The organism is Schumannella luteola (assembly GCF_013408685.1).
GTDB lineage: Bacteria > Actinomycetota > Actinomycetes > Actinomycetales > Microbacteriaceae > Schumannella > Schumannella luteola.
Window position 1 is genome coordinate 903,371 of record NZ_JACBZY010000001.1, and the last position, 13,513, is coordinate 916,883.

A 13,513-nucleotide genomic window follows, 5' to 3' on the forward strand; every position below is an offset into this window, starting at 1 on the left:
CGTGCGACCACCGTCGCCGGCATCCGCCGTCGTCCGCTGAGTCGCCCGCTTCCGCGGTGCGTCGTACGCGACAGGCCGCGGAAGCGGGCAACTCGGGCCAGCATCCCGGCGCGATCGGCCGGACCCGACGAGCAGCAAGCGCTCAGCCGAACGCGCTCACCCGAACGCGCTCACCCCCGCGCCTGCTGGATGACCGCGACCGACGCCGAAGCCGTGAGGCTCTGCACCGGGCCGTCGGCCGGGGTGACCGCCCAGTCGCCGCCGCCGAGTCCGGCGCCGTTGCGGTGCGCGGCCGCCGCCGCGGCGTTCACGGTCAGCGCCTGCTCGTACTGCGTCTGGCCGCCCTGGTCGACGAGGTCGCGCAGGGCCCGGGTGAAGACCGCCTTGAACCCGCCGGTGTCATCGCTGCCCTCGTCGGGCAGCACGCCGTCATCCCCGGGCAGGTTCGCGAGCGCCCAGTCAGCGGCGCGCGTCGCGACCTGCAGGTAGTGGTCGTCGCCGGTCGCGAGCTTCAGCTGCAGGCCCGCGCTCGCGTAGCCGCCGAAGTTGTAGGTCCACGGCCAGTCGGCCAGCTCGCCGCCGCCGGAGATGTGGTCGTAGAGGTGGCCCTGGCGGGTGTCGAAGGTCGCCTCGAGCCAGCCGAAGATGCGCTTCGCGGTGTCGAGGTAGGCGGTGTCGCCGGTCGCGTCGTAGAGCTTGACCGCGGTCTGCACGAAGGTGCCGTTGGTGGCGATGTTCTTCTCGTTCTTCGTGCCGTCGCCGACATCCACGTTCTTCCACCACAGACCGCCGCCGTACTGCGTGTCTTCGTACTGGGCGATGTAGGCGAACTTCTCCTTCGCCGAGTCGAGGAAGCGGCTCTCGCCGGTCAGCTCGTAGGCGCGGATCGAGCCGCGCGCCCACCAGCCGATGTCGTCGTTCCAGTCGTTGTCGCGGAAGTCGGGGTAGGCGGCGGTGAAGCCGTCGTAGACATCGTCGATGAGCTGACGGCTCTGGGCGTCGTGGGTGCGCTGGTAGCGGTCCATCACGGTCTCCCAGAGCTGCGCCTCCCACCAGTAGTCGGTGTAGAGCCCGGCCTCGGGTCCGTGGGCGTGCTCGTCGTGGATGACGTGGTCGCTGTAGGTGAAGAAGTACTTCTTGCCGGGGTCGTAGAACTGGGCGAGCAGCGCCGCGAACGACTCGTCGGCGGCCTGGTCGGCTGCCTGGTCGGCGGTGGATGCGGCGGATGCGGCGGAAGCAGCGGTCGCGGTGTGGGCCTGGTGCCCGGCACCTCCCGGCGGAGCCGCCGCGGGTGCCGCGACGGCGGCGGCCGGAGCCAGGATGACGGCGCCGGCGAGGGCGGCGCCGAGGGCGAGGGCGGTGGTGGTCGTTCGCATGATCTCCCCATCGAGTCGGAACGGGCGCATGCCCCGAATGGATGCGCTCAATATCTATATATAAACGTGTCTATTGCGCGAATCAAGAGAATCAATATTCTTATACGCACCCGACGACGGCGTCGGGGGACGGGATCGGTCCCGTCGGACGGGCGATGAGGCCCGGAACGGAGACACCGTGAACCCGAGCAGCGAGCGCCCCGCCGCCCGCCCCGATTCCGCGGCGACGCGATGAGCGTCATCACCACGCCCGAGACGCAGGCGCACCTCGCCGGCGGCGCGGCCGATCTCGTCGAGCACGGCGCCGGCGACGGAGCCGGCGGTGACGGCCCCGGCCGCCGACCCGCGCGCGGCATCCGTCGCATCCGGCCGGTCCGTCACCCGAAGGGCATCGACCCGACCCGCCGCCAGCAGGCCGTCAGCGCCGGCATCTTCCTCTTCGTGCCGGTCGCGCTGTTCGCGGTGTTCGGGATGCTGCCCATCGTCATCGCCGCGGTGATCAGCTTCACCGACTACGCGATCATCGGCGACGCGGCCTTCGTCGGCGGCGACAACTTCGCGCGCATCCTCGACGATCCCTTCTTCTGGATCTCGCTGCGCAACACGGCCTGGTACACGCTGCTCTACGTGCCCCTCGGGCTCGTCGTCGCGCTCGCGACCGCGCTGCTGCTGAATCGCAAGGCGCGGGCGGTGCGGCTGTTCCGAACGCTGTTCTACATCCCCGTCGTCTCGTCGACGGTCGCGACGGCGAGCATCTGGTTCTGGCTGCTCAACCCGCAGTACGGCCTGCTCAACACGGCGCTCGGCTGGGTCGGCATCGACGGCCCCGCCTGGCTCTACAGCTCGCAGTGGGCGATGCCGGCGATCGTGCTGATGAGCGTGTGGGCCGGCTTCGGCGGCAACATGATCATCTTCCTCGGCGGGCTGCAGAGCGTTCCCGAGGAGCTCAAGGAGGCGGCGCGACTCGACGGCGCGAACGCCTGGCAGGTGTTCCGCCACGTGACCGTGCCGGCGCTGTCGCGCACGACGTTCCTGGTGTCGACGCTGCTGATCATCGGCGCCTTCCAGGTCTTCGACCAGGCCTACGTGCTCACCAAGGGCGGACCCGGCAACTCGACGATCACGATCGTCTACTACATCTACAACAAGGGATTCGGGTCGCTCGAGATGGGCTACGCCTCGGCCCTGTCGTTCGTGCTGTTCGCGATCATCCTCGTCTTCTCGCTCATCAACGCCCGCCTGACGAATCGAGGTCGCGCATGAGCGCCGCCACCCCCGACCTGCGCGTCATCCCGCGGCACCGCCCGCTGTCGCCGCAGGCGCGCACCCGCCGCACGGCGAAGGAGATCGCCTGGTACGTCGCGGTCATCGCGATCGCGGTCATCACCGTGACGCCGCTGATCTGGACGCTGAGCACCTCGCTCAAGCCCGCCGGCGAGGTGCTCGGCAATCCGAGCCTGTTCCCGAACCAGCCCACGATCGACAACTACGTGGATGCGCTCACCCGCGTGCCCTTCGGCCGGTACTTCGTCAACAGCCTCGTGCTCGCGGTCGGCGGCGCCCTGACGAACATGTTCTTCGGCTCGCTCGGCGGCTACGCGCTCGCCCGCCTGCGCTTCCGCGGGCGCGGCGCCGTGTTCGGCATGTTCGTGTCGTCGCTGATGATCCCGGGCATCGTCACGATGATCCCGACCTTCCTGATCCTGCGGCGCTTCCCGCTCGTCGGCGGCAACGACATCACCGGCAACGGCGGGCTCGGCTTCATCAACAACTACCTGGCGGTCATCCTGCCGGGTGCCGCGGGCGCCTTCGCCGTCTTCTTCATGAAGCAGTTCTTCGAGTCGATCCCCGCCGAGCTGGGTGAGGCGGCGCGCATCGACGGCGCAGGGGAGTTCCGCATCTTCTGGACCATCTACCTGCCGCTCGCGAAGGCGGGCCTGGCGGTGCTCGCGATCCTCAGCTTCCAGGCCGGCTGGAACAGCTTCCTCTGGCCGCTGCTCGTGCTCAACGACCAGAGCATGCTGACCGTCCAGGTCGGCTTGGCGAGCTTCGTCGGCGAATACAACAAGAGCTTCGGCCCGCTCATGGCCGGCACCGTGATCGCGAGCCTGCCCGTGCTGGCGCTGTTCGTGATCGCGCAGCGCTGGATCATCGAGGGCGTCGCCCACGTGGGGTCGAAGGGATGAGTCCACAGCACACCGTCTCGAAGGAGAGAACGATGAACAGGATCAGCAGGCGGCTCGCCCCGCTCGTGGGCATCGCGGCCGCCGCGATCGCCCTCGCCGGATGCGGCGCATCCGACCCCGGCACCTCCGACGGCCGCGAGGCGGTCACGATGTGGGGCAGCTGGAGCGGCACGCAGGTCGCTCAGCTCAACCAGCAGGCGAAGGCCTTCAACGACTCCCAGTCGAAGTACGAGGTCAAGTACGTCGCGCAGGAGATCGTGGAGGAGAAGCTGCTCACCGCGATCGCCGGCGGCCAGGTTCCCGACCTCGTGCTCTGGGACCGCTACGCGACCGCGCTCTACGCGCCCAAGAAGGCGCTCATGCCGATCGACGACCTGGTGAAGAAGGACAAGGTCGACATGGATGCCTTCTACTCCCCGGCGGTCGACGAGCTGACGGTCGGCGACAAGCTCTACGGCCTGCCGCTGCTGGTCGACAACCGTTCGCTCTTCTACAACAAGAAGATGCTCGCCGACGCGGGCGTCGAGCCGCCGACCACCTGGGAGGAGCTGAAGACCGCGGCCGAGAAGCTGACGGTGCGGGATGCGAACGGCAAGCTGCAGCGCGCCGGTCTGCTGATGGACGACCCCGGTCTGTTCAACAGCTACCTCTGGCAGGCGGGCGGCGAGCTGCTCAACAAGGACGAGACGAAGGTCGAGTACGACTCCCCGGCCGGGCACGCGGTGCTCGACTACTGGAAGTCGCTGCTCGACGCGGGCGTCTACGAGTCGGGCTTCGGCGACGGCGTCGACGCCTTCGCCCAGGGCACCGCGGCCATGCGCCTGAACGGCCCGTGGGCTCTCGCCGACCTCGACAAGGTCGACGGCCTCGACTACGGCATCGTGCCGCCGCCGGCCGGACCGAGCGGAGATACGGCCGCCGCGATGGGCGGCTTCGGGCTGGTCATCCCCCAGGGCGCGAAGAACTCGGCCGGAGCGTGGGCGTTCATGAAGTGGTGGACGACCGAGGCGAAGAACGGCGTCGACTTCGCGAAGATCTCGGGCTGGATCCCGGCCAACGTCGAGGCCTCGAAAGACCCGTACTTCACCGAGGACGAGCACTACGCCGCGTTCATCCAGACCCTGCAGTTCGCGAAGGTGCGCCCGAGCGTGCGCGGCTACTCCGACGTGGAGGGCAAGGCGCTCATCCCGGCGCTGCAGAAGTTCATGATCGGCGAGATCAGCGCCGACGAGGCCCTGGCCGAGGCGACCTCGACCGGCGACAAGATCCTGAAGGAGAACCGCAAGTGAGCACGACCACCGCGATCGCGACCGTCTGGGACGAGCGCGCCGACGTCGCGCAGCGCAGCATCGACGCCCTCTTCGCGGCGCCCTGGCCGCAGCTGCTGCACAACCGGCATCCGCTCGCCGAGGGCGACGACGAGGTCTTCAACTACTGGTGGCTCGCGCACCTGATCGACACCCGCATCGACGCGGCGCTGCGCGACCCGGCGGGCGAGGGCCTCGACCAGGCGGTGCGGGTGCACGAGAACATCCTCGAGCGCAACGCGGGCGAGCTGTTCAACGACTACTTCGACGACATGCTCTGGTTCGCGCTCGCGTCGCTGCGGCTGGCGGACGCGCTCGACGCCCGCGACGGGGCCGGTGCGGGGGAGCGCTACCGCTCCGACGCGATCGCGCTGTGGGAGCACGTGCGCGAGTTCGGCTGGAACGACGCGCTCGGCGCGAGCGTCGCGTGGCGCAAGCAGCAGCCGTACTACAAGAACACCCCGGCGAACGGGCCCTTCGTGATCCTCGGCGCCCGGCTGTTCCGGGCGACCGGCGACCGCCGTTTCGTCGACTACGCGGTGCGCGCCTTCACCTGGCTGACGCTCAATCTGGTGGATGCCGAGACCGGCTTCGTCGAAGACGGCGTCAACCGCGAGCAGGACGGCGTCGTCGATCGGCAGTGGCGCTTCACCTACAACCAGGGCCTCTACGTGGGTGCCGCTGTGGCGCTCGCCGAGGCGGGCGTCGGCGAGCACGAGACCGCCGCGGGCGCGCTCGTGCCGGCGGCGCTGCGCACGGCGCGCACGGCGATCCGCGAGCTGTCGAGCGACGGCAGCGTCTTCGATGACGAGGGCGACGGCGGCGACGAGGGCCTCTTCAAGGGCGTCTTCTACCGCTACCTCGGCACCCTGCTGCCGCATCTCGCGCCCGAGGAGCGGGCCGAGCTGGGCGGATTCGTCGAGAGCAGCACCGACGCGCTCTGGGCGAGCTCGATGTCGGGGGCGGATGCCGACGGCGGGCTCGCCGAGGCGGTGCTGCGGCCCGACGACGACTGGTCGCGCACCTCGGAGGCGCCCATCCACTACTCGACCCTGCTCAGCGCGGTGATGGCGGTCGAGCTGCGGGCGGAGCTGGAGCGCGCGCGCGACTAGCGCGAGGGTCATGGCGAGCGCGGCGGCGCGGTCTCGGGGTGCAACCCGGGCCGCGCCGTTCGCGTGCGCCCGGCGCGCGGCTGCTTGTGCCCCGCGCCTGCGCCCGGCGGGCTCGCGCCTCAGCGCCCGCCGGCCGGCGCCGTCGACGCGCCCTCGACGAGCCGTGTCGGCAGCACGACCCGGCCGATGCTGCCGCGGTCGGCGATCTGCGCGCGCACCTGCTCGAGCGCGCGCGACCCGAGACCGTACTGGTCCTGCTCGACGTGCGTGAAGCGGAACAGCTCGCGATCGAAGGCGGCGGCCGGATGGTCGAAGCAGACGACCGACACGTCGCCGGGAACGCTCATCCCCTGCCGCCGGCAGGCCTCGCGCAGCAGCAGCGCCAGGTTGTACTCGGTCACGAGGTAGGCGGTGGTCTCGGCGTCGGCCGCCACGAAGGCCTCGAGCGCGGCGACGTCATCCTCGATCGGATCGTGGCTGTCGGGCACGACCGAGCCGAGGGTTCGCAGCTCGCGGCCGTCGGGCAGCGGGATGTCGCGGGCGGCGTGCGCGTGCACCCAGCCGTTGCGCCGGTCGTCGGCGGTGGAGACGTGCGAGGTCGAGGTGACGAAGCCGACCCGGCGGTGGCCGAGGTCGATGAGGTGCTCGGTCGCGGCCTTGGCTCCGGCGAAGTTGTCGCTGCTGACGGTCGACAGCGGCACGCCGTCGTAGCTGCGGTCGAGGATCACCACGGGGAAGCGCTGGGTGACGAGCTCGAGCACCGACGGCGGGATGTACTCCGACGAGCTCGGCAGCACGATCAGCCCGGCGACGCCCGACTCGATCAGGGTGCGCACCTGCGCGTTCTCGCGCTCCTGGTCGCCGTGCGAGCGGCTCAGGGCGAGGTGGATGCGCGGGTCGTCCTGCTCGAGCAGCCCCTCGAGCACCCGGCTGCCGAAGGTGTCGTCGAAGTTGGTGACGACGCAGCCGATCGTGAGGTGGCCCGTCTCGGCGGCGACCGGGGCCGGGCTCGGGTCGGTGCTGATGACGATCGTGCCGACGCGCGGCCGGCGCGAGACGTAGCCCTCGCCGCGCAGCAGGTCGAGCGCGCGGCGCAGCGTGATGCTGCTCACCTCGAAGCGCTCCATGAGCTCGGCCTCGGAGGGCAGCCGCTCGCCGACGGGGTGAGCCCCCACGCGGATCTCGTCGCGCAGCGTCTCGTGCACCTGCTTGTAGAGCATCCTCGCCCTCCTTATGTCGAATGAATATACCGATTGGAGGCGAACCCGGCCGCGCCCGGCTGCGTCGGGAATGCTGGGCGGGAACTGAGAGTTGAGTCAGGTGTACTCAAGTTTCGACGCCTCGGGTTGACAGCAGTTATCCACAGGTTTCAGACTTGAGGCATCGCGGCTCAACTCGCCGCCCTCAGAACTCGAAGAACCTCAGAACCACATCATCCGCACCAAGAATCAGGAGCAGAACCGCACATGGCTCGAGCAGTAGGAATCGACCTCGGCACCACGAACTCGGTGGTCGCCGTTCTCGAAGGTGGAGAGCCCACCGTCATCGCGAACGCCGAGGGCTTCCGCACGACGCCCTCCGTGGTCGCCTTCACCAAGGACGGCGAGGTGCTCGTCGGCGAGACCGCGAAGCGCCAGGCCGTCACCAACGTCGACCGCACCATCTCGTCGGTCAAGCGCCACATCGGCACCCCGTGGACGACCGAGATCGACGGCAAGAAGTACACGCCGCAGGAGATCAGCGCCCGCATCCTCGGCAAGCTGAAGCGCGACGCCGAGCAGTACCTCGGCGAGACCGTCACCGACGCCGTCATCACCGTGCCCGCGTACTTCAACGACGCCGAGCGCCAGGCCACCAAGGAGGCCGGCGAGATCAGCGGCCTCAACGTGCTGCGCATCATCAACGAGCCCACCGCCGCCGCGCTGGCCTACGGCCTCGACCGCGGCAAGGAGGACGAGCTCATCCTCGTCTTCGACCTCGGTGGCGGCACCTTCGACGTCTCGCTGCTCGAGGTGGGCAAGGACGACGACTTCTCGACCATCCAGGTGCGCGCCACCTCCGGTGACAACCGCCTCGGCGGCGACGACTGGGACCAGCGCATCGTCGACCACCTGGTCAAGAAGTTCAAGGAGACCACCGGCGTCGACGTCTCGGGCGACAAGATCGCCCTGCAGCGTCTCAAGGAGGCCGCGGAGCAGGCGAAGAAGGAGCTCTCGAGCTCGATGAGCGCCAGCATCCAGCTGCCCTACCTCTCGCTCACGCAGAGCGGCCCGGCGAACCTCGACGAGACCATCACGCGCGCGCAGTTCGAGCAGCTGACCAGCGACCTCATCGACCGCACCCGCAAGCCCTTCGAAGACGTCATCCGCGAGGCCGGCGTCAAGGTCGACGACATCGCCCACGTGGTGCTCGTCGGCGGATCGACCCGCATGCCCGCCGTCGCCGAGCTCGTGAAGAAGCTCACCGGCGGCAAGGACCCCAACAAGGGCGTCAACCCGGATGAGGTCGTCGCCGTCGGCGCCGCGCTGCAGGCCGGCGTCCTCAAGGGCGAGCGCAAGGACGTGCTGCTCATCGACGTCACCCCCCTGAGCCTCGGAATCGAGACCAAGGGCGGCATCATGACCAAGCTCATCGAGCGCAACACGGCCATCCCGACCAAGCGCAGCGAGACCTTCACGACCGCCGACGACAACCAGCCGTCGGTCGCGATCCAGGTCTTCCAGGGCGAGCGCGAGTTCACCCGCGACAACAAGAACCTCGGCACCTTCGAGCTGACCGGCATCGCGCCGGCCCCGCGCGGCGTGCCGCAGGTCGAGGTCACCTTCGACATCGACGCGAACGGCATCGTGCACGTCTCGGCGAAGGACAAGGGAACCGGCACCGAGCAGTCGATGACCATCACGGGCGGCTCGTCGCTGCCCAAGGAGGACATCGAGCGCATGGTTCGCGAGGCCGAGGAGCACGCCGCCGAGGACAAGGCCCGTCGCGAGAGCGCCGAGCTGCGCAACAACGCCGAGCAGCTCGCCTACTCGGTCGAGAAGCTGCTCACCGACAACGCCGACAAGATCGGCGACGACGTGAAGACCAGCGTGCAGGCCGACGTCGACGCCCTCAAGACGGCCCTGGCGGGCGATGACGAGGATGCGGTCAAGACCGCGTTCGAGAACCTGTCGACCAGCCAGACCAAGATCGGCGAGGCCATCTACGCCTCCGGCCAGGCCGACCAGGCCCAGACGGACGCGTCGACCGACGGCCCCCGCCCCGCTGACGAGAAGGCCGACGAGGACATCGTCGACGCCGAGATCGTCGACGACGAGGAGCCCAAGAAGTAACCATGACCGACGAGCAGAACCCCGAGAACGACGGGCGCGACGAGCAGGAGTCGAACGCGGACCGCGTCAACGACAAGCGCAAGATCGACCCGGAGACGGGCGAGCCTCGCGGTCAGGCGGGCGCGGCATCCGGTGAGAACCCGGATGCCGCCCCGGCGGGCGCCGGAGCCACCGACGCCACCGACGACGAGCTGGCCGCCCTGCTCGCCGAGGGCGAGCGCGACCTCGTCGCGGAGTACCGCGACCGCGCCGCCCGCGCCGAAGCCGAGCTGGTCAACTTCCGCACCCGTGTGGAGCGCGACCGCGCCGCCAACCGCGAGGCTGTGATCGCCGAGGTGATCCGCTCGCTGCTGCCGGCGATCGACGACCTCGACCGCGCCGAGAAGCACGGCGACCTCACCGAGGGCAGCCCGCTCGAGATCGTCGCGCAGAAGCTGCGCGGCGGCTTCGACCGCTACGGCCTCAAGAAGGTCGGCGAGGTCGGCGAGCCCTTCGACCCCAAGCTGCACGAGGCTCTCGTGCAGATCCCCTCGGCCGACGTGACGGTCAACACCGTCGCCGACGTCATCGAGACCGGCTACCTGCTGGGCGAGCGCCTCATCCGCGCCGCCAAGGTCGCCGTGCACTCGCCGGAGTGAGGTGATCGATGGCCAGTCAGGACTGGTTCGACAAGGACTTCTACGCCGTCCTCGGCGTGAAGAAGGATGCCTCCGACGCTGAGCTGAAGAAGACCTACCGCAAGCTGGCTCGCCAGTTCCACCCCGACTCGAACCCCGGGGACGCGAAGGCGGAGGCTCGCTTCAAGGAGATCAGCGAGGCCTACTCGGTGCTCTCCGACAAGGAGCAGCGTCAGGAGTACGACCAGATCCGCGCCATGGGCTCGGGCGCTCGCTTCACGGCGGGCGGCCCGGGCGGCGGGGGCGGATTCGACGACGTGTTCGGCGGGATGTTCGGGCAGGGCGGCGGGCGCCAGCAGTACAGCGCCGGCCAGTACCAGGACCTGTTCGGCGGACTGTTCGGCGGCGGAGGCCAGGCCGGCTTCCAGCCGAGCGGCGGATTCCGCGGCTACGGCGGGCCGACGCCGGGGCGCGACCTCAGCGCCTCGACCTCGCTCGACTTCACGACGGCGATCCACGGCGAGACCGTGGAGCTGCAGGTCGGCGGGGCCCGGGGTCGCACCGTCAAGGTGCGCATTCCCGAAGGCGTCGCCGACGGGCAGAAGATCCGCCTGCGCGGCAAGGGCGAGCCCTCGCCCGACGGCGGCAGCGCCGGTGACCTCGTCATCACGGTGCACGTGCGCCCGCACTCGGTGTTCAAGCGCGACGGGCTCGACCTGCGCGTCGACCTGCCGGTGACCTTCGCCGAGGCGGCGCTCGGCGCGACCGTCGAGGTGCCGACGCTGGGCGGCAGCCCGGTGAAGCTCAAGGTCGCCGCGGGAACCCCGAGCGGACGCGTGCTGCGGGTCAAGGGCCGCGGTGTCACCACCGCGAAAGGCACCGGCGACCTGCTCGCCACCGTGCAGATCGCGGTGCCGAGCCACCTCTCGGGCGACGCCCGCGAGAAGCTCGAGGCCTTCGCCGAGGCGATGCCGGCCGAGAACCCGCGCGAGGATCTGCTCGCGCGAGCGGCCGACTGAGCCGAGCCGCGACCGTTTCCAGATGGATGCCGGGCGGCCCTGTCGCGGGGCGCCCGGCATCATCCACACTGAGAGCGCAGGGGCGAAGGCCGCGGCTCCCGGCACCGAGAAGAACCGACCGACGAAGGAGGATCGCATGGACGAGCTGAGTCCCGTCTTCCCGATCGCGGTCGCCGCCGAGCTCGCGGGCATGCACCCGCAGACGCTGCGGCAGTACGACCGGCTCGGGCTCGTCGTGCCCCGGCGCACCGCCGGCCAATCGCGCCGCTACTCGATGCGCGACGTCGTGCAGCTGCGTGAGATCGCCCGCATGAGCGCCGAGGGGCTGAACCTCGAGGGCATCCGGCGCATCCTCGAGCTCGAGAACCAGGTGTCGTCGCTGAGCGCGCGCGTGCGCGAGCTCGAGGCGGCGCTCGCCGACGAGATGCTCGCCCGCCCCGGCCGGCGCGTCTTCGCCGCCGGCGAGTCGGGCGACGTCGTGTCGCTGCGCGCCGGAACCCGCGCGAAGAAGTCGAATCAGGTCGTCGTCTGGCGGCCGTGGAGCGCGCGCGACTGATCCGCCGGCCGCGCCGGCAGGGCTGCGAGGTCGCTCGGGCCGCCGACTCGGCTGCGTGCTGTGTCGCCTCGACCGACCGGGATGCCGCGTCGCCCGATCGGGCGACGCCCGCTCTGGGGGCGGCGATCCGGGCGCACCCCCATAGGGCGCGTCGCTCACGGCGGGTACGCTCCGAACGGTGCGGATGCCCGACGTCCGCGTGATCGGGGAGCACTGACATGAGCTGGCAGCCGGAGAGCGCCTACGGCGACCGCGATGCGGCGCGTCCGGCGGCGGCGCAGCCCGCTCCCGAGTGGGTCGCGCCGGGCGGTGCGCCGTCGGCGTCGGCGTCGGCGCCGACCGGATCGGCTCAGCAGGGCTCGGCCCAGCCCGGAGCTGGCGCATCTGCGTCGCAACCGCAGCCGCAGCCGCAGCCGCAGCCGCAAGCCTGGCCCTCGCCGTATCCGCCCGCTCAGTACGGCCAGCAGCAGCACCCCGCTCAGTACGGCCAGCCGCCCGTGCAGCCCTACCCGGCGCAGTACGGCCAGCCGCCGATGCGGCCCTACCCGCAGTTCGGCCAGCCGCAGTTCGGCCAGCCCTATCCGCAGCAGCCGTTCCCGCAGCAGTACGGCGCCGCGCCGGCGATGTACCCGGCGCCGATGATGTACCCCGCGCCGGTCGTCTTCCGCCCGCCGCCCAAGCCGCCGCTCACGCGCGAGCGCAAGCGCGCCGCCCGGCACGCGGGCATGCTCGGCTTCGGCGCGATCACCCTCGGCTGGAACCTGCTCAGCGTCGGCGCCGTCGCGCTCATGCTGCTGGGTCTCATCTACTGGGCAGCGACGTCGTCGGGCGACGTCAGCACCTTCACGACCCTCGCGCACTACTTCGACCGCCAGACCGGCGGCATGCTGATGCCGCTGTCGATCGCCTTCGTCGTCGTCGGCCTGATCCTCTGGGTCGGCGGCGTGGTCGTGAGCCGGCTGCTGCTCAAGCGCGCGGGCTTCCCCCGACCCGGCGGCATCACCTGGGCGGGCATCGGGCTCGGCGTGGGGGCGAGCGTTATCGTCATCCAGCCGACGATCTGGGGCATCGTGCAGGCGGTCGCGGCGATCCCGTACTCCGCCATCGACTCGGGCGCCGCATCCTCGTCGCTCGATCCCGGCTTCGTCGGTCGCGGCCTGCTCACGCTCGGCATCTACGTGCTGATCGTGGTCGCGATCTCGGTGGTCGTCGGCTGGCTCTGCTGGTGGTGGATGGCGCACGCCATGCGCCCCGAGGCGCCGCCGCCTCCGCAGCCGGCCGGCCCGCTGCTGCCGGGTCTCGCGCCCGAGCGCGGACCCTGGGATCCGCCGGTGAAGCGCGAGTCGTCGACCGGGTACTGACCCGCTCACGGTCGGCTCCGCTTCGCGCGGACGTGTCGTCACGAGGCCGGGTCACCCTGACGGGGACGTGAGGTGGATGCGGGTTCGTCCCTAGCATCGGCGTCATGAGCTGGCAGCTGGGTGCGCATCCCGACGATGTGCCGCGCGCCGAGGTGGATGCGCCGGGCGTGGAGCCCGATGGCGACGATCGCCCGGTCTGGGATCGTCCGATCAATCGGGTCGTCGGCCGGGTCGTGATGCGCCCGCGCGCCGACACCTCGCAGGCGAACACGCTCATCCTGCTGCCGCTGCTGCCCGTGCTGCTCAGCATGGCGTCGGTGGTTTTCGCCCGCGGCTGGGACACGACTCTGCTCGGGGTGCTCATCGCGTTCGTCGCCGTCGTGCAGTTCTTCGTCGCGCGGCGCGATGCGCGCGTGCTTGGCGAACGCGGCTTCGTCGACCAGGCGCCGCCGGTGCTGGCGCTGATCTCGCCGATCCTGTACCTGGGCATCCGCGCCCGGCGGTGCGACGGCCACGACCCGTCCGCGATCTCGGCGGTGCGCGGCGCGATCGTGACGACCTCGATCGCCGTGCTCATGGTCGCGATCGGGCTCGGCTTCCAGCTGGCGATGTCGCCGCTGTTCACGGGCGGTGGACAGGAATGAATC

General features: G+C 70.4%; 12 protein-coding genes. 10 read left to right on the plus strand and 2 right to left on the minus strand.

Annotated elements, in window-relative coordinates; all coding sequences use genetic code 11:
* Positions 1 to 170: 170 nt before the first annotated feature.
* On the minus strand, positions 171 to 1,376 hold the full coding sequence (locus BJ979_RS04080; RefSeq protein WP_179565440.1) for a glycoside hydrolase family 76 protein: 1,206 nt from the start codon (positions 1,374 to 1,376) through the stop codon (positions 171 to 173).
* A 231-nt stretch (positions 1,377 to 1,607) separates the two neighbouring features.
* Between BJ979_RS04080 and BJ979_RS04085 the strand changes: the two genes are divergently transcribed.
* From BJ979_RS04085 to BJ979_RS04100, 4 genes are read left to right on the plus strand one after another with little or no spacing between them, the layout of a single operon-like run.
* Positions 1,608 to 2,639: a carbohydrate ABC transporter permease gene (locus tag BJ979_RS04085; RefSeq protein ID WP_179565442.1), complete on the plus strand. Its 1,032-nt coding sequence runs from the start codon at positions 1,608 to 1,610 to the stop codon at positions 2,637 to 2,639.
* The gene (locus BJ979_RS04090; protein ID WP_179565444.1) at positions 2,636 to 3,562 is read left to right on the plus strand and encodes a carbohydrate ABC transporter permease; all 927 of its coding nucleotides are present in this window, start codon (positions 2,636 to 2,638) and stop codon (positions 3,560 to 3,562) included. Before BJ979_RS04085 ends, BJ979_RS04090 begins: the two co-directional genes overlap by 4 nt.
* A 32-nt stretch (positions 3,563 to 3,594) precedes the next feature.
* Positions 3,595 to 4,851 carry an ABC transporter substrate-binding protein gene (locus BJ979_RS04095; RefSeq protein WP_179565446.1) on the plus strand — a complete coding sequence of 419 codons (1,257 nt, stop codon included), beginning with the start codon at positions 3,595 to 3,597 and terminating at the stop codon, positions 4,849 to 4,851.
* A complete protein-coding gene (locus tag BJ979_RS04100; RefSeq protein WP_179565448.1) occupies positions 4,848 to 5,981 on the plus strand; it encodes a glycoside hydrolase family 76 protein in 1,134 nt (377 codons plus the stop codon). Before BJ979_RS04095 ends, BJ979_RS04100 begins: the two co-directional genes overlap by 4 nt.
* 119 nt (positions 5,982 to 6,100) lie before the next feature.
* Here the strand turns inward: BJ979_RS04100 and BJ979_RS04105 are convergent, their stop codons facing one another.
* Positions 6,101 to 7,201, minus strand: coding sequence for a GntR family transcriptional regulator (locus BJ979_RS04105; RefSeq protein ID WP_179565450.1), 1,101 nt, complete (start codon positions 7,199 to 7,201; stop codon positions 6,101 to 6,103).
* Positions 7,202 to 7,447: 246 nt separating this feature from the next.
* Between BJ979_RS04105 and dnaK the strand changes: the two genes are divergently transcribed.
* The 6 genes from dnaK (at position 7,448) to BJ979_RS04135 (ending at position 13,510) form a co-directional block, all read left to right on the plus strand.
* Positions 7,448 to 9,313: a molecular chaperone DnaK gene (gene dnaK / locus BJ979_RS04110; RefSeq protein ID WP_179565458.1), complete on the plus strand. Its 1,866-nt coding sequence runs from the start codon at positions 7,448 to 7,450 to the stop codon at positions 9,311 to 9,313.
* Positions 9,314 to 9,315: 2 nt separating this feature from the next.
* A complete protein-coding gene (locus BJ979_RS04115; protein ID WP_179565460.1) occupies positions 9,316 to 9,951 on the plus strand; it encodes a nucleotide exchange factor GrpE in 636 nt (211 codons plus the stop codon).
* Positions 9,952 to 9,959: 8 nt separating this feature from the next.
* Positions 9,960 to 10,949 (plus strand): DnaJ C-terminal domain-containing protein, encoded by a 990-nt coding sequence (locus BJ979_RS04120; protein ID WP_179565462.1) that lies wholly within the window; start codon positions 9,960 to 9,962, stop codon positions 10,947 to 10,949.
* Between the two features lie 136 nt (positions 10,950 to 11,085).
* Complete coding sequence (locus tag BJ979_RS04125) at positions 11,086 to 11,505, plus strand: heat shock protein transcriptional repressor HspR (protein ID WP_179565464.1); 420 nt, start codon at positions 11,086 to 11,088, stop codon at positions 11,503 to 11,505.
* A 218-nt stretch (positions 11,506 to 11,723) separates the two neighbouring features.
* On the plus strand, positions 11,724 to 12,866 hold the full coding sequence (locus tag BJ979_RS17870; RefSeq protein WP_179565466.1) for a hypothetical protein: 1,143 nt from the start codon (positions 11,724 to 11,726) through the stop codon (positions 12,864 to 12,866).
* 104 nt (positions 12,867 to 12,970) lie between these two features.
* Positions 12,971 to 13,510, plus strand: coding sequence for a hypothetical protein (locus tag BJ979_RS04135; protein ID WP_179565468.1), 540 nt, complete (start codon positions 12,971 to 12,973; stop codon positions 13,508 to 13,510).
* Positions 13,511 to 13,513 lie beyond the last annotated feature (3 nt).

Coding starts and splice junctions, on each gene's coding strand:
- BJ979_RS04080 (WP_179565440.1), bottom strand. CDS start 1,376: ATGCGAACGACCACCACCGCCCTCGCCCTCGGCGCCGCCCTCGCCGGC.
- BJ979_RS04085 (WP_179565442.1), top strand. CDS start 1,608: ATGAGCGTCATCACCACGCCCGAGACGCAGGCGCACCTCGCCGGCGGC.
- BJ979_RS04090 (WP_179565444.1), top strand. CDS start 2,636: ATGAGCGCCGCCACCCCCGACCTGCGCGTCATCCCGCGGCACCGCCCG.
- BJ979_RS04095 (WP_179565446.1), top strand. CDS start 3,595: ATGAACAGGATCAGCAGGCGGCTCGCCCCGCTCGTGGGCATCGCGGCC.
- BJ979_RS04105 (WP_179565450.1), bottom strand. CDS start 7,201: ATGCTCTACAAGCAGGTGCACGAGACGCTGCGCGACGAGATCCGCGTG.
- dnaK (WP_179565458.1), top strand. CDS start 7,448: ATGGCTCGAGCAGTAGGAATCGACCTCGGCACCACGAACTCGGTGGTC.
- BJ979_RS04115 (WP_179565460.1), top strand. CDS start 9,316: ATGACCGACGAGCAGAACCCCGAGAACGACGGGCGCGACGAGCAGGAG.
- BJ979_RS04120 (WP_179565462.1), top strand. CDS start 9,960: ATGGCCAGTCAGGACTGGTTCGACAAGGACTTCTACGCCGTCCTCGGC.
- BJ979_RS04125 (WP_179565464.1), top strand. CDS start 11,086: ATGGACGAGCTGAGTCCCGTCTTCCCGATCGCGGTCGCCGCCGAGCTC.
- BJ979_RS17870 (WP_179565466.1), top strand. CDS start 11,724: ATGAGCTGGCAGCCGGAGAGCGCCTACGGCGACCGCGATGCGGCGCGT.
- BJ979_RS04135 (WP_179565468.1), top strand. CDS start 12,971: ATGAGCTGGCAGCTGGGTGCGCATCCCGACGATGTGCCGCGCGCCGAG.